Raw genomic sequence first — 20922 nt, forward strand, 5'->3', positions numbered from 1 at the left:
CGCGGCGCTGCAATACGCGGTAACCGAAACCGCCGGCGTTGCAGCGGCGCAAGCGGAATAGCGTTGCGCGGCGTTTCGTTTACTCGGTGCTGGATCGTGTCGTCCTCGCGTGCGCATGCGCGGCACGGTTTCGAGCAAGGCAAACCGACGGTGTCTTCACGGCGCCGACACGTTTTTTGCGGGTCGCAACGCCGGTGCGTCGAGGCAGCAAAATCATGTTCACATTTCATCTTTTCGGCAGCCGGCTGTTTAGCGCCGCAGCCTGCCTGTGTTTTTGCGCCGCATGCGCGGCACCCGTCGAGGCGCAAGCGCAAGCGGATCCGGTTTCAGCCGATACGTCGACGTGCCGTTTCGTGGTGGGGCAGGCGGAAATCGACGGCGTCATGCAGCAGATCACCGGCCGCGCGTGCCTGCAAGCGGATGGCACGTGGCAGATCGTCGAAGACGATGCTGCTGCTCAGGCCTTGGCGGATGGGCCGGTCTACTACTACGATCCATGGTATTGGGGGCCACCGGTTGTGTTCGGTGTCGGCGTGTCGTTCGTGTTCGTCGACCGCTTTCATCATTTTCATCACATGGATCATGTGCGCTACATGCACGGCGTGCGCGGACCGTATGGCGTGGGCGGCCATGGCGGTTGGCGCGGTGCGCCGCCCACCCGCTCGTGGGGTGGCATGTCGCATGGCGGCGGTGGAATGCGCCGCTAACCCGCTGCCGCTCGCGCGCGCGACGGCCAAGGAGATGCGTTGATTCGCAGCTTGCCGCCGAAGGTATCCGCCGCGCAGTTCGATCGCGCGCTCGCCGCCTGGCGCTCGATTGTCGGCGAGCCGCAGGTGGTCACCTCGGCGGACGGGCTCGCCGCGTATCTCGATCCGTTCGCGCCCGGCGAGCGCGAGGCGTTTTCGGCCAGTGCCGCGCTCTTGCCTGGATCCGTCGACGAGATTCGCGCGATATTGCGGATTGCCAATCAATTTCGCATTCCGCTGTGGACCGTCTCGACCGGGCGCAACTTCGCCTATGGCGGAGCGGCGCCGCGACTCGCCGGTTCGGTGGTGCTCGATCTGCACCGGATGAACCGCATCATCGAAGTGAACGAGACGATGGGATACGCGCTGGTCGAGCCGGGCGTGAGTTATTTCGATCTGTACGCGTATTTACGCGAGAAAGGCTACAAGCTGTGGGTCGATCCGCCCGCGGCCGGTTGGGGCAGTGTGGTCGGCAATACGCTCGAGCGCGGCTTCGGGTATACGGATTACGGCGACCATGCGGCGTCGCAATGCGGCATGGAAGTGGTGCTGGCCAATGGCGACGTGTTGCGCACGGGAATGGGCGGGATCGAAATCGGCACCGCGTGGCAGTTGTATCAACCGGGCTTCGGTCCCTCGTTCGACGCGATGTTCATGCAGTCGAACTACGGCATCGTCACCAAGCTGGGCGTCTGGCTGATGCCCGCGCCGCCCGCGTATCTGCTGGGCGAAATCCAGTTTCGCCATGAAGCGGATCTCGAAGCGATCGTGGAGACTTTGCGTCCGCTGCGGCTCGATGAAACGATCCGCAATCATGCGGTGATCGAAGGCGGCTTGCGCCGCGCGGCCGGGTTGTCGGCACGCGCGCAGTGGTATGACGGGCCGGGCGCGATGCCCGAGCGCGCGGTGGCCGCCATGCTCGACAAGCTGAACGTGGGCCGCTGGAATCTGCATTTCGCGCTATACGGTACGCCTGAATTGATCGACGCGCGTTATGCGATCGTGCAGCGCGCGTTTGCCCGTGTGCCGCAGGCACGGTTCTCCGCTACGCGTTATGCCGGCGATGCGCAGCCCACGGCGGGCGGCGACCGCAATCTCGCCGGCATTCCCGCGATGAGCGCGTTTCGCATGCTCGACTGGCGCGGCGGCGCGGGCGCGCATGTCGACTTCGCGCCGGTGTGCCCGGCGACCGGGCGCGACGCGTTGCGTCAATACACGATGGTCAAAACGCGCGCCGCGGAGTACGGCTTTGATTACTACGGCGGTTTTACGGCGGGCGCGCGTCATCTGCATCACATCTTCGCGGCGATTTTCGACCGCGACGACGCGAACCAGGTCGAGCAGGCCGGCGCGCTTTTGCGTTCGCTGATGAGCGACGCGCGCGCCGCCGGCTACGGCGAATATCGCGCGCATCTCGCGTATATGGATTTTGCCGCCGCCCAATACAGCTTCAACGACGGCGCCTTGCTGCGCCTCTCGGAAACGATCAAGGACGCGCTCGACCCGAACGGCATTCTCGCGCCGGGCAAGCAGGGCATCTGGCCGGCTGCGTGGCGCGACCGGCGAGGCTACACCTGAGGGCGCGTGTCGCCCGATATGACGACAGGAGCGAACCATGCATCGGCGCACTTTCATGATGACCGGCGCCTGCCTGCCGAGCGTGGCGGGCAGCGCGTGGCCGTGGCTCGCGCACGGCGCGGCGCGTAACAGCATGGTGGCGGTGGTCGATTCGACGCTCGCGCACGGCGTCGCGCTCGCCGAATATGCCGCGCACAGGCAGTGGCCGATTTTCGAAACCGGCGACGATATCGGCGTGCTCTGGTACACGACCCTCGCGCCGCTGCTCGGCGCGACGTCCGCGCGATCGGCGGCGAGGCTGATCGGCCTCACGCGCGCCTCGGATTTCTTCGTCCTTAGCGAATTCGCGATCCGTGCGGGACAGCGGGTCGAACGGAGTGACGAGCACGGGACGGGCGCCCACGCGCAACCGGTCCATGTCGCCTTCGCGTTCGCGCCGCGCTAGAACCTGTACGCCTTGTTCTTCGGATCGAACGTCGAATCGTCGAAGGTTTTCGGCGTGATGGTTTCGAACACGATCCGCTCGAAGATATTGCCGTTATTGTCGTAAGACTCGACGGAGCGGAAATACGGGTGCCGCAGATCGAGGCCGAGCGTCTCTTTTTTCGCGTAGAACTGCGGCTGGCCGTTCGGCGTCTCGAAGGTGAAGGCCACCACGCGCACGCCGTCGATGGTTTTCACGTTTATCGTGGTCGAGCGCGGCAAGCCGGCCTCGGCGTATTTCTTGCCCTCGGCGAGGTACTGATTCGCGATGTATTCGGTGCCGAGATCGCGCACGTCATGGTTCGACTGCGCGCGGGCGAGGACGCCGTGCAGTGAGGTCCACAACGGCATCACGTTCAGGATGCCGCCCAGGTGTCCGTACATTTCGTCGGTCCGCCTGGACTCGTCGTAGATGACTTCCTGGCCCGCGTGCGCGCCATCAGGCAGCCACTTTGCGTAGATTCGCAGCGGGTCGCGCGCGAGGCGCACCAGCATGTGATCGGGCTTATCGGGCCATTGGCCGCGAATGCGTTCCGAACGCAACATGGTGAACTCGTACGACGGATAACCGTTCGGCCCTTCCTTGATATAACGCGGCAACGCGAGCGGATCGAGCGACTGGAATAGCGCGACCAGTTGCGCGTCGTCGAGCTTTTCCATGGCGCCGCTTTGCTGTGCGGCACGCAGCCATTTGACCTGCTGATCCAGCGTGAGCTTGCCGACCTGCGAGGACGGCGTGGCCGGCGCCTTGAGGGTGCTGACGGTATCGAGCGCGGGCGGCGTATCGTCGTTTTGCGCGAATGCGTGAGGCGAGGCCAGCGCGACCGCGCTCGCCACGAGCGCCGCGAGCAGCAGTTTGCGCGACGGCGTGCTTTGCAACGGCGCATGGAGCGACGCCCGTATACCGGCGGCCTGCGTCGAAACACGGGGGAGAGGCATGAAGGCCGACGTGCGGCATGAGCGTGCGGACATGCGGTGCTTCATGAATCTCTCCGTAAGGTGACGCGAGGCGCAATCCCAGTCAGGCAGGCTTTTGCTTCGCGAGTTCCTCGTCGCGCAGCGCGCGGCGCAGAATTTTGCCCACGTTGGTTTGCGGCAGCTCGTCGCGGAACTCGACGAGCTTCGGCACCTTATAGCCTGTCAGATTCTTGCGGCAGTGGGCAATCACCTGTTCGGCCGTCAGCGAAGCATTGCGCTTGACGATGAACACCTTCACCCGTTCGCCCTGTGTGGCGTCGGGCACGCCGATGGCCGCCACTTCCCGCACGTCCGGATGCGCGGCGATCACGTCTTCGATTTCGTTCGGATAGACGTTGAAGCCCGACACCAGGATCATGTCCTTCTTCCGGTCGATCAGGCGGATATAGCCGCGCGAATCCATCACGCCGATGTCGCCCGTGGCGAGCCAGCCGTCGTCGTCGATCACCTTGGCGGTTTCGTCCGGGCGGTTCCAGTAGCCTTTCATCACCTGCGGCCCCTTCACGCACAATTCGCCCGCCTCGCCGATGTTCGCCCAACTGCCGTCGTCTTTCCTGAAACGCACGTGGGTGGACGGCGCGGGCAAACCGATCGAGCCTTCGAAGTCACGCATGTTGTTCAGATCGACCGGATTCATCGACACGATCGGCGAGCATTCGGTCAACCCATATCCCTCGATGATCGGCTTGCCGGTCACCGCCTTGAAGCGCTCGGCCACCGATTTCTGCGTGGCCATGCCGCCCGCCATGGCGAGCTTCAGATTTGAGAAGTCGCGCTTGCAGAACTCCTCGTTTTCGAGGAAGGCGTTGTAGAGCGTATTCACGGCCGTCATACCGGTGAATTTCTCGTGACGGATGATCATCATCACGCGTTTCATGTCGCGCGGATTGGCGATCAGAATGTTGCGCCCGCCCAGCCCCATGAAGATCAGCGCGTTCACGGTCAATGAATAGATGTGGTAGAGCGGCAGCGGCGTGAGCACGGTTTCGATGTCGCCGGTCAGTTGACCTTCGGACCACGCTTTCGCTTGCAGCAGATTGGCGATGATGTTCTTGTGCGTGAGCATCGCGCCCTTGGCGACGCCGGTCGTGCCCCCCGTGTACTGCAGGAACGCGATGTCCGCATGCGTGGGGTGCACGGGTGTCAGCGGCCGCGAGTAGCCGATCGACAGCGCCTCGAGGAGCGGCACGGCCTTCGGCAGGGTGTACGCGGGCACCATCTTCTTCACGTGCCGGAGCATGAAGTTGAGCAGGCGTCCCTTCAGATTCAGGCCATCGGCGAGCAGATCGCCGAGACCCGTCACGATGACGTTCTGCACTTTGGTGCCGGGCAGCGCGTCTTCGACCGTCTTCGCGAAGTTCTCGAACACGATGATGGTTTGCGCGCCGCTGTCTTTCAACTGGTGCGCGAGTTCGCGCACCGTATAGAGCGGATTCACGTTCACCACCACGCCGCCGGCTTTCAGCACGCCGAACAGCGACACCGGGTACTGGAACGTGTTCGGCAACATGATCGCCACGCGTTCGCCAGGTTTCACGCCGACGCTTTGCAGATACGCGGCGAACGCGCTGGCCTTGCGGCCGAGTTCGCCGTAGGTCAGGTTCGCGCCCACGCTCACATACGCCACGCGCTCGCGGAACTGCGCAATGCATTCGTCGAAGAACTGCACGACGGATTCGTACTGGTTGACGTCGATGTCGTGCGGCACGTCCGCCGGATAGGACGCGTACCAGATGCCGTCGGTGTTGGGCGCGTGGGTTGCCGCGCTCGGCGCCGCGGAATCCGTGGCGAGCGGGAAAGGGGTTTGAGTGGGCTGCGTCATGATCGTCTCCTCCCATGCAAAGCTTGATGCGGAATAATCGCTGAAGCTAGGGCTTCATCTATTTGTATGCTGATCCTACGGCCGTTCACCGCTCCAGAATCGCCACCACACCCTGGCCGCCCGCCGCGCAGATCGAAATCAAACCGCGCGCGGTGCCGGCCGGTTTGTCGAGTTGCGCGAGCATTTTCGCGAGGCCGGCGACAATGCGTCCACCTGTCGCGGCAAACGGATGACCCGTTGCCAGCGAGCTGCCGTTCACATTCAATTTTGCCCGGTCGATTGCCCCGAGCGCGCCTGGCAAACCGAGTTGCGTGCGGCAATACTCGTCATCCTGCCACGCCGTGAGCGTACACAACACCTGTGCGGCAAACGCTTCGTGGATTTCGTACAGATCGAAGTCCTGCAAACTCAGTCCGGCGCGCGCGAGCATGCGCGGCACGGCGTACGCGGGCGCCATCAGCAGGCCTTCTTTCTTGTCGAAGAAGTCGACGGCCGCGGTCTCGGACCAGCTCAGATACGCGAGCACCGGCAATCCATGCTGCGCTGCCCAGTCTTCGCTCGCGAGCAGCACGGCGGAGGCGCCGTCGGTGAGCGGCGTCGAATTGCCGGCGGTGAGCGTGCCGGCGTCGCGGTCGAACACGGGCCTCAGGCTCGCGAGTTTTTCGAGCGTGAGGTCGGCGCGCAGATTGTTGTCGCGCGCGAGTCCCCGGTACGGCGTCATCAGGTCGTTGACGAAGCCGCGTGCGTACGCCTGGTTGAGCTTGCGGTGGCTGTCGTAGGCGAGCACGTCCTGCGCCTCGCGCGAAATATTCCAGCGCTTGGCCATCAGCTCGCAATGCTCGCCCATCGAGAGGCCCGTGCGCGGCTCGCCGTTGCGCGGCAGAAGCGGCTTGAAAAACATGCCGGGCCGCAGCTTGGTCAGCGCGCCGACGCGTTGCCCGGCGCTTTTGCCGCGATTCGCCTCGAGCAGAATCTTGCGCATCCGCTCGTTGACGCCGATCGGCGCGTCGGAAGTCGTATCGACGCCGCCCGCAATGCCCACCTCGATCTGTCCCAACGCGATCTTGTTGGCGACGAGAATCGCGGCTTCGAGTCCGGTGCCGCAGGCCTGCTGCACGTCGTAGGCGGGCGTTTCCCTGGCGAGCGTGGTGGACAGCACGGATTCGCGCGTCAAATTGAAGTCGCGCGAATGCTTGATGACGGCGCCCGCCGCGACTTCGCCTAGCCGTTCGCCGTGCAGGTTGTAGCGGTCGATCAGCCCTTGCAGCGTGAAGGTCAGCATGTCCTGATTCGACGCGGTCGCGTAGGCGGTGTTCGAGCGGGCGAACGGAATGCGGTTGCCCCCGACAATGGCGACGCGGCGTACGGCTGGCTGGGGGTTGGACATGCTCGGCTCCTTCGGGTCGTTCCCTGGTTATTGAGTGGGCGAATGGTGCGACTGCTGCGATGATCGACTGCGGCGGTCCTGATCGTGCTGACCGTTCTGACCGTCCTGATAGAACAACGATTTCAGCCGGTTCTGATTCCATGACTCGATGCACGCCGCGCGCACCTCATTGCAGTCTCCACTGCATGCGGCCGCGCAAATGCGGCTTTTGCCCGCTGATGTCGCGCACTTCGATGTCGCGTTCGATCAGCGAAGGCGACGCGCTCCACAGCGACGCTTCGCCGGGCAGCAGCATCGGCAGTTTGAATTCGGCGCTGAGCGTGGCTTCCGCGAGCGGCTTGGGCGGTTGCAGTGCGGAGGCGGCGCGCGCCAGCGTCCACATGCCGTGCGCGATGGCGCGCGGAAAACCGAACGCCTTCGCCGACAAAGCGGTCAGATGGATCGGGTTGTAGTCGCCCGATACGCCGGCGTAGTCGCGGCCCAGTTGCGACGCGAGTTGCCAGCGCGCGATGCGTTGCAGCGGTTCGGGCCCGAGCTCGAGCGGATCGAGCGCACTGCCGCTCGCCGGCACGCCGCGCTTCAGATAAACGCTGTCGCCCTCCCACACCGCTTCGCCGCGCCGGTACATGCGGGTATGCAGCACGAACGCCTGGCCTTTGTCGTGGCGCAGCAGCGCGCCGAATTCCACCTCGACGCGCAGCATGTCCTTGTAGGCGAGCGGCCGGCGCAGGCGTACGTGGTTGGCCAGATGCACGAGCCCGAGCGCCGGCCACGGAAACGCCGGGTCGGTCAGCATCAGCAGATGCAGGGGAAAAGCGAGCAGGTGCGGATACGTGAGCGGCACGCCGTGCTCGGGGATGAAGCCGCACACGCGCGCATAGCGCCAGATCGGGCCGGGGTCGAGGGGGACGGCGGGACGCACGAGGCGCAGCGGCGGCAGATGCGTCTCGCGCCCGCGTTTGACGACGCCGGACAACGCGCGCGCATAGAGCTTCGCGGGCGCCGGCAAGGTCTCGATCACGACGGTCTTCGGCCGCGCCGTGTTCGATGCATGACTGCCGCCGAACGGGTGCCCCGGCTCGCTCATGATCACGCTCCAATCAGGCTTTGACCGCACACGCGCACGACCTGGCCGCTCACGCCGGCCGATCCCGGATGCGCGAGCCAGGCGATGGTCTGCGCGACGTCGACCGGCTGGCCGCCCTGGCTCATCGAATTCATGCGACGACCGGCTTCGCGGATGGTCAGCGGAATCTTCGCGGTCATCTGCGTCTCGATGAAGCCGGGCGCCACCGCATTGATCGTGATGCCACGCGCGCGCAGCGACGGCGCCATGCTCTGCACCCGGCCGATCACGCCGGCCTTCGAGGTGGCGTAATTGGTCTGGCCGAGATTGCCGGCAATGCCGCTGATCGACGACACGCCGATGATCCGGCCGCCATCGCGCAGAATGCCGGCGGCGAGCAGGGCGTCGTCGATCCGCTCCTGCGCGGACAGGTTGATGTCGATCACGCTTTGCCACGCGGCGTCGGTCATCTTCGCGATGGTTTTGTCCTTCGTGATGCCGGCGTTGTGCACGACGATATCCACGCCCTGTTCGTCGAGCGCAGCGGCGATTTGTGCGGGCGCTTCGGGTGCGGCGATGTCGAACGCGAGCGCGGTGCCGTTCAGCTGACGCATGGTCGCGTCGAGCGCCTCGCGCGCTGAAGGAATGTCGATGCCGATCACGTGCGCGCCTTCGGCCGCCAGCACGCTCGCAATCGCGGCGCCGATGCCGCGCGCGGCGCCCGTCACGATCGCGCGCCGGCCCGCGAGCGGTTGCTGCCAGTCGAAAGCCGGCATGGCCTCATGGCCCGCGCCGGCAGCGGCGATGCGTACGACCTGACCCGACACATAAGCCGAACGTGGTGACAGAAAGAATCGCAACGTCGCTTCCGCGCCGTTCTCGGCGCCTTGCTCCACATAGACGAGATTGGCGGTGATGCCACGCCGGGCTTCCTTGCCGAGCGAACGCGTGAGGCCTTCGAGCGCGCGCTGCGCGGTCCACTGACGTGGCGTCGCACAGCTTTCCGGCGGCCGTCCCAGCACGATGATGCGCCCGCACTTGCCGAGCGAGCGCAGCGTGTCGTGAAAGAAGCCGTGCAGCGGTTCGAGCTGGGTGCTGTCGTCGATTCCGCTCGCGTCGAACAGCAGGGCCGCGAGCTTGCCTTGCGATGCAGAGTCGGCAGGTTCGAAACGGCCCGTCATGAGACCGTGGCGATTGGCGAGCGGCACCCATAGCCCGGCGCTCTCATGCGCGACGCTCGTCACGCCGATGCTGGCCACGAGATTTGCGAGCGCGTCGAGCAACTGCGGTTCACGGCCCGCACCGATCGCCACCAGACCGCCGAACTCGGGCTGGTCGGCGCGAAAGCGGCGCAGCACCTCGGGCCTGGGCAGGCCGAGCGAGCGCGCAAGACGCGCGCCGAACGGCGAATTGACGAAGTTCAGATAAGAGTCGTTCATATTATTGGTTGCTCCGCTGGCCACGCCTCGAAGGAAGCCGCCCGCCCCAAAGGGGTTCGTCTTTGGGGAATCGGGGGCGTCGAACGTGTGTCAGTGTGCACCGAGTTCGGCGCACGCGGCGCGCCTTGCCCGGATGTTTTTTTCAGACCGGCGCAGGGCTCAGGCCGCGAGCTCCAGCGCCTTTTCCAGGGTCTCCTTGCGCTTTTGCAGGTTGGCGAGCATGTCGAAGTCGGCGGGGAAGTCGTCCACCTTCACGACTTGCGCGCCATAACGCGCGTAATCGTCCAGCACGCGGCGCTCGTCGGCGTCGAGCAGGCCTTTTCTCTGTGCCGCTTCGGTCCATGCGGCCAGTTGCGGCAGGCTCTGCGGCATCGGTTCGAGCAGGCCTTGCTTGACCGCTTCACGCAGCTTCTGGTCGATCTGCGTGAAGCGCGGGTTCAGCTCGAACACCAGCTCGCCGTAACCGAGCGCGTCGACATCCGGATGCGGCACGTACGAATCGGACACCAGACGGTTGCGCGCGGCGCCAGGTGTCTGCATGAGTTCCGCGATTTCGCTGCCGAGGCGGTCGGACGGTTCGCGGTGGGGCAGCCCGAATGGGAAGGCGAGCACGCGCACGAGGCCGGCGGCGAGGCGGTTCGGATAGTTGGCGAGCACGCCGTCGAGTGCGTGTTGCGCCTTGTACAGCGAATCCTCGACGCCCCAGCGAACCAGCGGCAGGTCTTCTTCCTGACGGCCTTCGTCTTCGAAACGCTTGAGCGTGGCCGAGATCAGGTAAAGCTGCGACAGCACGTCGCCCAGACGCGCGGAGATGCGCTCACGGCGTTTCAGGTCGCCGCCGAGCACGAACATCGAGACATCGGCAAGCAGCGCAAACGCGGTGGACAGGCGCGTGGCCGCACGATAGTAAGCATGCAGCGGTGCATACGCCGTGCGCGGTTTGACGATGAACGCGCCACCCGTCACGCCGTACACGAAACTGCGCACCACGTTGGACAGCGTGAAGCTGACGTGGCCGAAGAACGCCGCGTCGAAATCGCGCAGCGCGCGGGTGCGATCCGTTTCGCGCGTGGCGGCCATTTCCTTCAGCACATACGGATGGCAGCGGATCGCGCCCTGGCCGAAGATGATGAGGCAGCGCGTGAGAATGTTCGCGCCTTCCACGGTGATCGCAATCGGCACCTGCTGATAGGCGCGCGCGAGAAAGTTCGACGGCCCCATGCAGATACCCTTGCCGGCGGCGATATCCATGCCGTCGTTGATGACCATGCGGGCGCGCTCGGTGATGTGATATTTGGCGATCGCCGAAATCACCGAGGGCTTTTCGCCGAGATCCACCGCATGCGCCGACAGGCGGCGCGCGGCGTCCATCACGTACAGGTTGCCGCCCATGCGGCCGAGCGCTTCCTGCACGCCCTCGAACTTGCCGACGGCGGTGCGGAACTGGCGACGAACCGCGGCGTAAGCGCCGGTGCCGCGCACGGCGATTTTCGCCATCCCCACATTCGAAGACGGCAGCGAAATCGCCCGGCCCGCGGCCAGACATTCCATCAGCATGCGCCAGCCGTTGCCGACCTGGGCGCGCCCGCCGATCACCCAGTCGAGCGGAATGAAGACGTCCTTGCCCGAGTTCGGGCCGTTCTGGAACACGGCGTTGAGCGGCCAGTGACGGCGGCCGATGTTCACGCCCGGATGGTCGGTCGGAATCAGCGCGCAGGTGATGCCGGGTTCGTTGTCCGTGCCGAGCAGATGGTCGGGATCGAGCGCGCGAAACGCGAGGCCGAGCACGGTCGCGATCGGTCCGAGCGTGATGTAGCGCTTGTCCCACGTCACGCGAAAACCGAGCGTCTCGCGGCCCTCGAACGTGCCTTTGCACACGATGCCGACGTCCGGAATCGCCGCCGCGTCGGAACCCGCGTATGGGCTCGTCAACGCGAAGCAGGGGATTTCCTCGCCGCGTGCGAGGCGCGGTAAATAGTGGTTTTTCTGCTCGTTGGTGCCGTAGTGCATCAGCAACTCGGCCGGGCCGAGCGAGTTCGGCACCATCACCGAAACGGCGGCGGCCGAGCAGCGCGTGGCGAGCTTCATGATGACTTGCGAATGCGCGTAGGCGGAGAACTGCTTGCCGCCGTACTGCTTCGGAATGATCATGCCGAGAAAGCCGCGCTGCTTGATGAACTGCCAGGTGGTCGGCGACAGATCCTGCCAGACCATGGTGGTTTCCCAGTCGTTCGCAAGATCGCACAGCTGCTCGCATTCGACGTCGAGGAACGACTGCTCTTCCGCTGTCAGCGTGGCGGGACCGTAGCCGAGCAGCTTGTCCCAGTGCGGGCGTCCCGAGAACAGTTCGGCGTCCCACCAGACCGTGCCGGCTTCGATCGCGTCACGCTCGGTCGGCGACATCTCCGGCAGGATCTTGCGGAAGATGTCGAGCACCGGCTTCGCGAGCCATGCGCGGCGCAGCGGCTTGAGCGCGAGCACGAGGGCAGGCAGGACGAATACGATGGCGAGCAGCGTCGTGGCCAGCGGTCCCGCCGCGCCGCTCACATGCGCGGCCGCGACCCAGACGATCATGAAGGCAAGCCACCACACGGCGCGTGCCTGAACGTAGACGAGCGCGAAAGCGGCGATGACGAGCACTAGGATGAACCACGGCATGACGTTTCCTCCTGTTTCGATGGTGCGTGCGAACGCATCCACGGGGCGCGGATGGTGCGCGTTCTAATGATTTTGTTTCCGGCGAGCGGGATGCTTTGTCGCGCGTCCGGGTGTTGCCTGCGTTTCGCTTTCCTGTCGAGCCTGCTTCGTTGGCGTGTCGCGTTTGTAGTTCGACAGCGCGGCGACGCTTAGGTGCGGGACTTAGACGTCCCGCTCAGGTTGCTGGTCAGGTCGTTGCTCAGGTATGCAGCGTTCATGATGTCCGGTCGCCTTCCTGCTGAGTGTGTATCGGGAACGTATTGCTTCTCTGATGCTGACCGCCTGTGTAGGGATTGCCGGTCGAGGATTCTTTCGATGCTGCGGCGTGCTTAACGTTGCGTGGATTGCTTGCATGGTGCGGTGGCGATCCGGTTATTGCCTTGCATGGGCGCTCCGTGCGGACGGCTCACGACAGTGCCGTCCGCGCCGGTTCAACGCTATGCCGTGCCGTGCAACGCCTGCTGAAACGCCCCCGCTTCCATAGCGCCGCCATGCCGTTCGCCTTCCGATACGGACGAAAAGGGCGACGCCGACGCCGATTCGCCCGACGCGCGTGCCGCGCTCGCCGCGCTTTCCGTGCCGTCTCCAGTCGCGCATTCCGAGCCGCCTTCAGTCGCGTCGCCGAGCACCGCGGCGAACACGGCCAGTTGCGAGCCGTCGGGCAGCGGTGCCTTGAGCGCGGCCACCATCAGCGAGGCGAGGCGTGCGATGAGTTGCAGATCGTTCATCGACTTGCCTTGCGAAAACTCGGAAAGCAGACTGTCCGTGTCGGTGCCGGCCAGCACGCCCGAGAGCGCGCCGATCGCGAAGTGAAGGCGCCAGCCGAGTTCCTCGCGCGGCAGATGCGGCAGTGCGCGTTGGAACGCATCGAAAAAGCGCACCGCGACGGAAGCGTAATGCCCGTTGAGAAAGTCGCGAATGAACGACGACGGGTCGGTATAAGCGCGGCCGAGCAAACGCAGAAACGCCTTGCCACCCACGCGCGGTTCACGTGACAGGCGCAGCGCCGGAATGAACATTGCGCCGAGCACATGCTCGCAGGTCAGGCGCTCGCCGAGCATGGCGTCGAAGCGGTCGAGCAGCTTGAGCCGCTCCTGATTGAGACGGTCGAGACGGCGTGACAGCATCGAGTGGATCAGCGACTCCTTGCTGCCGAAGTGATAGTTCACTGCCGCGAGATTCACTTCGGCGCGCGAAGTGATCTGGCGCAGCGACATGGCCTCATAGCCGCATTCGACGAAAAGCGTTTCGGCGGCGTCGAGGATGCGGGACTTCGTATCGCCGGCATGCCGGCCTGTTGTGCGAACTGCCATGTTGCGTCTCCCAGTTGCCGGGCATCCGGCCCGCAAACAAGCGATTCAAATGTCGATTTGAAACAGCCGTTTTTTTCAGGATAAGAAGGAATGGTGCGTGCGAGCAAGGGATCGGTGTCGACTAACTCCTCTAGAAGACCTGACGAAGGTCGAGCTTTCCCTGCGCGCAGTGCGTCAAACCGCGCGGAAATAAAAAAGGCCGTTCCGATGAAAATCGGAACGGCCTCGTATTGCTTTGCTACCTGTGTTTGGCCCTGCTTCTGTTTGCTGACGCGTGCTTTGCGTCGCGGCGGTTCGAGCCGCCTTTGCAGGCTATTGTGCCTGATAACGCGCCGGCAAAATAGCTGTTTAGTTCGAACGCTTAAAGCTGTGCCGCCACCTGTTTGGCGGACTGCGTCATGTCGATGCCGCGGCGCTCGCGGCTGAACGGGATCAGGGCGGCGATCACCACCGCCACGATGCCGATCACGACCGCCATGATGAGCGCGTAGTTGTTGCCGTGCGCTTCAGCAGCGCTCGCCTGCAACGGGCCGTTGACCGACGCGATCAGATTGCCGAGCTGATACACGAGACCGGGGAACGTCGCGCGGATTTCGTCGGGCGAGATTTCGTTCAGGTGTACCGGAATTACACCCCAAGCGCCCTGCACCGAGATCTGCATCAGGAACGCGCCGAGCGCGAGCAGCACCGGCGTGCTCGAGAAGGCCCACAGCGGCAGCACCGGCAACGCGATCAATGCGGCGATGAAGATCGCGCGTTTGCGGCCGATTTTCTCGGACAACGAACCGAAGAACAGGCCGCCGCAAATCGCGCCGACATTCAGCGTGATCGTGATCCACGAGACCGTATGCGCGTCGAACTGATGCTGCACGCGCAGGAAGGTCGGATACAGATCTTGCGAGCCGTGCGAGAAGAAGTTGAACGCGGTCATCAGAACGATCGCGTACAGCGACAGCTTGATGTTCTGCCTGAGCGTGGCGACGAGACCCGGACGCGCTTTCTTTTCGAGCGTCTTGAAGGCGGGCGATTCCGGCACATGCGCGCGTACGTACAGCACGAGCAACGCCGGCAGCACGCCGACGAAAAACATGCCGCGCCAGCCGATGTATTGATAGAACACGCCGAACACGACCGAGGCGAGCAGATAACCGCTTGGATAACCGGCTTGCAGCAGACCCGAGACGATGCCGCGCGATTTCGGCGGCACGGTTTCCATGGTCAATGCGCCACCGACGCCCCATTCGCCGCCCATCGCGATGCCGAACAGCGCGCGCAGCACGAGCAGGGTGGCCAGATTTGGCGAAAAACCGGAGAGCAATTCCAGTAGCGAGAAGCACGCGATGTTGACCATCAGCGTGGGACGGCGGCCGTACTTGTCGGCGAGCCAGCCGAAAATCAATGCGCCGAGCGGACGCATCATCAAGGTCAACATAATGCCGAAGGCGACTTCGGGGATTTTTGTATTGAACTCCGCCGCGATATCTTTCAATACGAACACCATTAGAAAGAAATCGAATGCGTCGAGTGTCCAGCCCAGATAGGCGGCGATCGTGACGTTTCTCTGTTCCCGTGTCCAGCTCATTGATTGTTCTCCTGAGTCCCCGATATCCCGTGATCGACCACGGGCGGCTGTGCAGCCCCGACGCCCCCGTGGCATAGGCTTCGAGCGAGTGTACGCCGACTGTTAAACGCTTGCATGAATGAACGCGCGTTTATCCGTATTAATCCCTGGAGCCAATTTCACGCGGAATCGCGGTACATGTTTATGCGTCGGGTAAATGTAATTATTGTATTAATGGTGTTGCAATAGAGTGTGTAATCTGTAATGTTTTTCGGCTGCCATTGCGGTAATCCGGTCAGTTTGACTTAAGGTAATTCGCTTGCAGGTAGAGGTGACACTCCTGGGATTCCGGTTGGCGACGGCGCGCACCGGCGGGTATAACAGCGGCTCGCGCGGCATTCGCGCCGCGCATACAAGGGAGACTAACCAATGACGATTCCGCATATATGCCTGCTCATCGTGGCGCTGCTGCCGTTCCCGTGGACCATGCTGGCGAAGGTCAGCAAACGCTACGACAATCGCACGCCGCGCGCTTATCTTGCGAACCTCGAAGGCTGGCGAGCGCGAGCTCATGCGGCGCATCAGAATGCGTGGGAGGCGCTGGCGATGTTTACCGCCGCGATCGTCGTAGCCGGACAGGTGGGCGGATCGAGCACGTGGATCAACTGGCTGGCGATCACCTTCGTGATCACACGAGTGCTGCACGGCGTACTGTATGTGGCTAACCTGGCGTCGCTCAGGTCGCTGGTCTGGTTCGTCGGTGTCGCGTGCGTGGTGTCGATGTTCTTTGTGTCGGTTCGCTAGGCCAGCGTGAAGGCGCCGCGGCGTTTGTGCTGCGGGTCGGTCCGTCTTATATATGCGTGCAGTGAATCAGTCGAGCTGAAAAATCAATTTGATTCATGTTGCGTCGCGGAATAACATGATTGGCATTCCACTTATTTCGCCGTAGTCCGCGCGCCATGTCATTCAAATCAATCGCTTCCGAGTCCGTACGCCGCGAACGGAGTCCATTTGCCGTAGTCGCCGCCGTCACGCTGCTCACGGGTGTCGGCGCCGGTCTTGGCGGCATGCTGCTCGCGTTGCTGCTGCATGGCATTCAGCATCTCGCTTACGGCTACAGCGTGACGCACGTGATCAGCGCGGAGAGTTTTCTGCAGGGCGTGAGCGGCGCCTCGCCCGAACGCCGCCTGCTCGTGCTGACGGTTTGCGGACTCGTGGCCGGGCTCGGCTGGTGGGCGCTGTACCGTTTCGGCCGGCCGCTCGTGAGCATTCGCCAGGCCGTCAAGTCCGACGATCCGCAGATGCCTGTAGCAAGCACGACGGTCCATGCCGTGCTCCAGATCGTCACCGTTGCGCTGGGCTCGCCGCTCGGCCGTGAAGTAGCGCCGCGTGAAATCGGCTCGGCGTTGGCCGGCTGGCTGTCGCGGCGGGCGGGCCTGTCGGTCGCACAAAGCCGGATCATGGTGGCGTGCGGCGCGGGCGCCGGGCTGGCCGCCGTCTATAACGTGCCGCTCGGCGGCGCGGTGTTCGTACTCGAAGTGTTGCTGGGCAGCTTCGGCTGGCCTGTTCTGGTGCCGGCCATCGTGACTTCGTCGGTGGCCGCGCTGGTCGCTCAGGTGGGCCTCGGCAACGAGCATCAATACTTCGTGCCTTCGCTGACGCTCAGTTCGTCGCTCGTGGTGTGGTCCGTGGTGTGCGGTCCGATCTTCGGCGCGGCGGCGTGGAGCTTCGCGGAACTGATGCAACGCTCGCGTGCGGCCGCGCCGAAGAATTGGCGCCTGCCGGTGTTGTCGCTGCTGAACTTCGCGATGATCGGCGTGCTGGCAATGCATTTCCCGCAGTTGCTCGGCAATGGCAAGGGCCCCGCGGGACTGGCATTCGATGGTGGCCTGACCGTGAGTCTTGCCGCGATGCTGCTGGTGCTGAAGGTAGTGATCACCGCGAGCAGTCTGCGGGCAGGCGCGGAGGGTGGCTTGCTCACGCCGGGGCTTGCGAACGGTGCGTTGCTGGCGATCGTGCTCGGCGGATTGTGGAGCGTCGTGTGGCCGGGGGCGTCGCTGGGCGCATTCGCGGTGGTCGGCGCGACGGCATTTCTCGCCGCCTCGATGCAAATGCCGATCACGGCCGTGGTGCTGATGTTCGAATTCACCCGCGTGAGCCAGGATTTTCTGATTCCCGTTCTGTTCGCCGTGGGCGGCGCGCTGCTGGGGTATCGCGCGTGCGCGAAGTGGGTGCCGGCGTTGCAGTCGAGCTTTGGCTTGAACTGGAGCGGGGCAGGTAAAGCGCGATGAGGATTCGGCCTTTGGCCGGGTGGCATGTTGAATGTCACTCTGCCGCAGGCGAAGTCCGGCAGGCATCAAGAAGCGTCGCCAGAAACAAAAAACCCCGCGAAGCGCAAAGGCTCAACGGGGTGTTTCGTTTCACTTGAAGAGGGGTGGTGCCCAGGAGAGGACTCGAACCTCCACGGTGTTGCCACCGCTAGGACCTGAACCTAGTGCGTCTACCAATTCCGCCACCTGGGCACGTCTTCAAGCTAGACCGCTATTTTAGCGTGATGATGCAGCGTGTCAATCCCTACCTGCAAACTAACTTCGCTTCACTCAACCGCCCGGATAAGTCGTGCAGCGAAGCGATACTTCACTGCTCAACAACCGTTCTGCCAAGTACCTCAAACTACCTGTCAACCACGCAATCCACTCCGAATAACCGGAAGCAGATCACCAGGTCTCACACAAAAAGTAAAGCCGCTCGTAAGCGGCTTTACTTTTGAATCTGGTGCCCAAGAGAGGACTCGAACCTCCACAGTGTTGCCACCGCTAGGACCTGAACCTAGTGCGTCTACCAATTTCGCCACCTGGGCAGGTGATGAACAGCAAAGAACGCCATTATAGCGACAGATTAGGGCCTGTCAAGCGTTTCTCAAAACTTGCTTAAACATCGCGACGACGTGCCTGCAAGCGCTTCACAGCAACTGCCTAACGACTATTGTCGGGGCCGCTTGGCGCGCAATACGGGTGTTAGAATGCCTCGCAGTAGTTCGTTGGCACGGTGCACACGCCCGTCGGACTCAGCTTTGAACGAGCCGGACCCGAGCAGTCTTTTCTGTGCATTTGCAGGTGCAATTCAAGCGCGGTTCAAGCGCAACCGAAGCGCACCGTCATCGCTTCCTAGACCGAGCCACATCGCCGACCGACGTCCATGCAACGAGAAAAAATCATCGATAAGCCCTTGAGCAAATTTCCGTATCCGATTCCAAGCCGCGAAGAAATCCTGGGCGTCCTGCGCACGAGTGAAGCGCCGCTTGCCGCGAACGACATCGCCGAAGCGCTGTCGATCAAGCGCCAGGAGCGCGAAGGTTTTTTCAAGCGCTTAGGCGCGATGGAGCGCGACGGCCAGATCCGGCTCGATCAGCGCAATCTCTATCAGCTGACCCATCCGTCGAACTTCGTTGCGGGCCGCGTGCAAGGCCATCGCGACGGCTACGGTTTTCTGATTCGCGACGACGGCCAGGACGATCTGTTCCTGCCCACCGGCGAAATGCAGAAGGTCATGCACAACGACCGCGTGCTCGCGCGCATCGTCGGCTATGACCGGCGCGGCCGGCCGGAAGGGCATATCGTCGAGGTCACGGACCGCGCCAACAAGCGCGTGATCGGCCGCCTGCTCAACGAGAACGGCGCGCTGATCGTCGCGCCTGAAGACAAGCGCATCGGCCACGACATTCTGATCACGCAGAACACCAAGAAGGCCAAGGTCGGCCAGGTGGTGGTGGTCGAGCTGACCGATTTCCCGAGCCGTCATTCGCAGCCGCTCGGCCGCGTGGTGGAAGTGCTCGGCGATATCGACGACCCCGGCATGGAAATCGAAATCGCGGTGCGCAAGTACGGCGTACCGCACGAATTCAGCCAGGCCGCGCTCGACGAAGCCTCGCGCTTGCCCGACGAAGTGCGTCCGGTCGACGCGCGTCATCGCATCGACTTGCGCGATGTGCCGCTCGTCACGATCGACGGCGAAGACGCCCGCGACTTCGACGACGCCGTGTACTGCGAGCCGGTTCAGGTGGGTCGTGGCGAGGGCTTCCGGCTGATCGTTGCAATCGCGGACGTCTCGCACTACGTGCACCCGAAGAGCGGGCTCGACGCCGACGCGATCGAGCGCAGCACCTCGGTGTATTTCCCGCGCCGCGTGATCCCCATGCTGCCGGAGAAACTGTCGAACGGTTTGTGCTCGCTGAACCCGAACGTCGACCGTTGTGTGCTGGTGTGCGACATGATCGTCACCGCGCGCGGCGAAGTGAAGGCGTATCAGTTCTATCCCGGCGTGATGCACTCGGCCGCGCGGCTCACCTATACCGAAGTCGCCGCGGTCCTGAAGAACACCAAGGGTCCGGAGGCCGCGCGCCGCGCCGCGCTGCTGCCGCAACTGCAGAATCTGTACGGCGTGTACAAGTCGCTGTTCGCCGCGCGCCAGAAACGCGGCGCGATCGACTTCGATACGACCGAGACGTACATCGTCTGCAATGCGCAGGGCAAGATCGAGCAGATCATTCCGCGCACCCGCAACGACGCGCACAAGCTGATCGAGGAATGCATGCTGGCCGCGAACGTCTGCGCGGCCGACTTCCTCAAGCGCAACAAACATCCGGGGCTGTTCCGCGTCCACGCCGGACCGACCGCGGAAAAGCTCGAGAATCTGCGCACCTTCCTGCGCGGCATGGGCCTCACGCTCAACGGTGGCGAGACGCCGCACGCAAGCGATTACGCCGCGCTGATGGCGCAGATCCGCGAGCGGCCCGACGCGCAGATGCTGCAAACCATGCTGCTGCGCTCCATGCAGCAGGCGGTCTACAGCCCGGACAACATCGGCCACTTTGGTCTCGCGTACGAGGCGTATGCGCACTTCACGAGCCCGATTCGCCGTTATCCCGATCTGCTCACGCACCGCGCGATCTACGCGATCCTGCAGGGTCGCAAGTATCAGCCGGAGCCGCCGCAAGGCGTCGAGCTGAATACGGCGCTCTCGCCGCGCGCTCGCGCCATGCAGCAGGCCGACGACGAAAAACGCGGCCGCGTGCGCGGCAACAACGTGGCGATCTGGGAAGAACTCGGTCTGCATTGCTCGGCCAACGAGCGCCGCGCCGACGAAGCCTCGCGCGACGTCGAAGCGTGGCTGAAGTGCTACTTCATGCGCGACAAACTCGGCGAAGAGTATGGCGGCATGGTGAATGGCGTCACGTCGTTCGGCATTTTCGTGCAGCTCGACTCGCTGTTTATCGAAGGCCTCGTGCACGTCACGGAACTCGGCTCGGACTACTTCCAGTACGACGAGATCAAGAACGAGTTGCGCGGCGAGCGCACCGGCATTCGTTATCGTCTGTCGGATCGTGTGCGGGTGCAGGTGAGCCGCGTGGATCTCGACGCACGCAAGATCGACTTCCGGCTCGTGCGCGACACGCCGATCAAGCCGCCTTTGGTGCGCGGGCCGGCGGCCGACAAGTCATCCGGTGAAAATGGCGGTGCACGCGTGCGTGCGTTGCCGCCGGCGGAAGGTGGCGCGGCCGCGCCGGGCGCGCGCCGCAAGAAGCCTGCGCCCGCGCAAACCGCAGCGGTGAAGGAAGCACGCGCGGCGCGCGGCGCGGCGAAGAAGCATGGCGCCGCGACCAAATCGGCGTCGAAACCGCAGGCACGCAAGAAGCGCTGAAGTCGCCTGACTGCTTGAACCGCGCGCATCGGGCACGTAGCAACGTGCCGGTTGCGCGCGGTCTGCATTTCATCGCAGCCTGCCGTCCGAACGCGGCTTGCGAACGCGGCTTACGACTGCGGCAAGCAGGCGCGGTAAACAGATTCGCACAG

The 20922-nt window shown here is 63.8% G+C and carries 14 protein-coding genes and 2 tRNA genes; 6 read left to right on the forward strand and 10 right to left on the reverse strand.

Annotated elements, in window-relative coordinates; all coding sequences use genetic code 11:
- The first annotated feature begins 215 nt into the window (after positions 1–215).
- From AC57B1_RS17590 to AC57B1_RS17600, 3 genes are read left to right on the forward strand one after another with little or no spacing between them, the layout of a single operon-like run.
- A complete protein-coding gene (locus AC57B1_RS17590; RefSeq protein WP_496418158.1) occupies positions 216–707 on the forward strand; it encodes a hypothetical protein in 492 nt (163 codons plus the stop codon).
- Between the two features lie 39 nt (positions 708–746).
- On the forward strand, positions 747–2324 hold the full coding sequence (locus tag AC57B1_RS17595) for an FAD-binding oxidoreductase (protein ID WP_496418159.1): 1578 nt from the start codon (positions 747–749) through the stop codon (positions 2322–2324).
- Positions 2325–2361: 37 nt separating this feature from the next.
- On the forward strand, positions 2362–2769 hold the full coding sequence (locus AC57B1_RS17600; protein ID WP_496418160.1) for a hypothetical protein: 408 nt from the start codon (positions 2362–2364) through the stop codon (positions 2767–2769).
- Here the strand turns inward: AC57B1_RS17600 and AC57B1_RS17605 are convergent.
- The 8 genes from AC57B1_RS17605 to AC57B1_RS17640 form a co-directional block, all read right to left on the reverse strand.
- Positions 2766–3791 carry a DUF1571 domain-containing protein gene (locus AC57B1_RS17605; protein WP_496418161.1) on the reverse strand — a complete coding sequence of 342 codons (1026 nt, stop codon included), beginning with the start codon at positions 3789–3791 and terminating at the stop codon, positions 2766–2768. The genes AC57B1_RS17600 and AC57B1_RS17605 overlap by 4 nt on opposite strands.
- Positions 3792–3828: 37 nt before the next feature.
- The gene (locus AC57B1_RS17610) at positions 3829–5607 is read right to left on the reverse strand and encodes an AMP-binding protein (protein ID WP_496418162.1); all 1779 of its coding nucleotides are present in this window, start codon (positions 5605–5607) and stop codon (positions 3829–3831) included.
- An 85-nt stretch (positions 5608–5692) separates the two neighbouring features.
- Positions 5693–6994, reverse strand: coding sequence for an acetyl-CoA C-acetyltransferase (locus AC57B1_RS17615; protein ID WP_408343237.1), 1302 nt, complete (start codon positions 6992–6994; stop codon positions 5693–5695).
- Positions 6995–7160: 166 nt separating this feature from the next.
- The gene (locus tag AC57B1_RS17620; protein WP_496418163.1) at positions 7161–8081 is read right to left on the reverse strand and encodes a MaoC family dehydratase; all 921 of its coding nucleotides are present in this window, start codon (positions 8079–8081) and stop codon (positions 7161–7163) included.
- Positions 8082–8083: 2 nt separating this feature from the next.
- On the reverse strand, positions 8084–9499 hold the full coding sequence (locus AC57B1_RS17625; RefSeq protein ID WP_496418164.1) for a 3-oxoacyl-ACP reductase: 1416 nt from the start codon (positions 9497–9499) through the stop codon (positions 8084–8086).
- Between the two features lie 159 nt (positions 9500–9658).
- The gene (locus AC57B1_RS17630; RefSeq protein ID WP_496418165.1) at positions 9659–12157 is read right to left on the reverse strand and encodes an acyl-CoA dehydrogenase; all 2499 of its coding nucleotides are present in this window, start codon (positions 12155–12157) and stop codon (positions 9659–9661) included.
- A gap of 476 nt (positions 12158–12633) precedes the next feature.
- Positions 12634–13509, reverse strand: a complete 876-nt coding sequence (locus tag AC57B1_RS17635) for a TetR/AcrR family transcriptional regulator (protein WP_496418166.1) — start codon at positions 13507–13509, stop codon at positions 12634–12636.
- Positions 13510–13870: 361 nt separating this feature from the next.
- Positions 13871–15091 carry an MFS transporter gene (locus tag AC57B1_RS17640; RefSeq protein ID WP_408185997.1) on the reverse strand — a complete coding sequence of 407 codons (1221 nt, stop codon included), beginning with the start codon at positions 15089–15091 and terminating at the stop codon, positions 13871–13873.
- Positions 15092–15499: 408 nt separating this feature from the next.
- On the opposite strand from AC57B1_RS17640, the gene AC57B1_RS17645 reads away from it, so the two are divergent.
- Together AC57B1_RS17645 and AC57B1_RS17650 are read left to right on the forward strand one after the other, a co-directional pair.
- The gene (locus tag AC57B1_RS17645) at positions 15500–15874 is read left to right on the forward strand and encodes an MAPEG family protein (RefSeq protein WP_496418167.1); all 375 of its coding nucleotides are present in this window, start codon (positions 15500–15502) and stop codon (positions 15872–15874) included.
- A gap of 155 nt (positions 15875–16029) precedes the next feature.
- On the forward strand, positions 16030–17361 hold the full coding sequence (locus AC57B1_RS17650) for a chloride channel protein (protein ID WP_496418168.1): 1332 nt from the start codon (positions 16030–16032) through the stop codon (positions 17359–17361).
- Between the two features lie 144 nt (positions 17362–17505).
- Here AC57B1_RS17650 and AC57B1_RS17655 read toward each other — a convergent pair.
- Together AC57B1_RS17655 and AC57B1_RS17660 are read right to left on the reverse strand one after the other, a co-directional pair.
- Positions 17506–17592: transfer RNA gene (locus AC57B1_RS17655), tRNA-Leu, on the reverse strand.
- A 251-nt stretch (positions 17593–17843) separates the two neighbouring features.
- A tRNA-Leu gene (locus tag AC57B1_RS17660) sits at positions 17844–17930 on the reverse strand.
- 338 nt (positions 17931–18268) lie between these two features.
- Here AC57B1_RS17660 and rnr point away from each other — a divergent pair.
- Entirely contained in the window at positions 18269–20770 is a 2502-nt protein-coding gene (gene rnr / locus AC57B1_RS17665; RefSeq protein ID WP_408182966.1) for a ribonuclease R, read from the forward strand.
- Positions 20771–20922: the final 152 nt, after the last annotated feature.

Source organism: Paraburkholderia sp. BGA-UO-ETr-F21, from assembly GCF_059567925.1.

Excerpts from the sequence above, each read along its gene's own strand:
- AC57B1_RS17590 (WP_496418158.1), top strand. The coding sequence starts at position 216 with ATGTTCACATTTCATCTTTTCGGCAGCCGGCTGTTTAGCGCCGCAGCC.
- AC57B1_RS17600 (WP_496418160.1), top strand. The coding sequence starts at position 2,362 with ATGCATCGGCGCACTTTCATGATGACCGGCGCCTGCCTGCCGAGCGTG.
- AC57B1_RS17605 (WP_496418161.1), bottom strand. The coding sequence starts at position 3,791 with ATGAAGCACCGCATGTCCGCACGCTCATGCCGCACGTCGGCCTTCATG.
- AC57B1_RS17610 (WP_496418162.1), bottom strand. The coding sequence starts at position 5,607 with ATGACGCAGCCCACTCAAACCCCTTTCCCGCTCGCCACGGATTCCGCG.
- AC57B1_RS17615 (WP_408343237.1), bottom strand. The coding sequence starts at position 6,994 with ATGTCCAACCCCCAGCCAGCCGTACGCCGCGTCGCCATTGTCGGGGGC.
- AC57B1_RS17620 (WP_496418163.1), bottom strand. The coding sequence starts at position 8,081 with ATGAGCGAGCCGGGGCACCCGTTCGGCGGCAGTCATGCATCGAACACG.
- AC57B1_RS17625 (WP_496418164.1), bottom strand. The coding sequence starts at position 9,499 with ATGAACGACTCTTATCTGAACTTCGTCAATTCGCCGTTCGGCGCGCGT.
- AC57B1_RS17630 (WP_496418165.1), bottom strand. The coding sequence starts at position 12,157 with ATGCCGTGGTTCATCCTAGTGCTCGTCATCGCCGCTTTCGCGCTCGTC.
- AC57B1_RS17635 (WP_496418166.1), bottom strand. The coding sequence starts at position 13,509 with ATGGCAGTTCGCACAACAGGCCGGCATGCCGGCGATACGAAGTCCCGC.
- AC57B1_RS17640 (WP_408185997.1), bottom strand. The coding sequence starts at position 15,091 with ATGAGCTGGACACGGGAACAGAGAAACGTCACGATCGCCGCCTATCTG.
- AC57B1_RS17645 (WP_496418167.1), top strand. The coding sequence starts at position 15,500 with ATGACGATTCCGCATATATGCCTGCTCATCGTGGCGCTGCTGCCGTTC.
- AC57B1_RS17650 (WP_496418168.1), top strand. The coding sequence starts at position 16,030 with ATGTCATTCAAATCAATCGCTTCCGAGTCCGTACGCCGCGAACGGAGT.
- rnr (WP_408182966.1), top strand. The coding sequence starts at position 18,269 with ATGCAACGAGAAAAAATCATCGATAAGCCCTTGAGCAAATTTCCGTAT.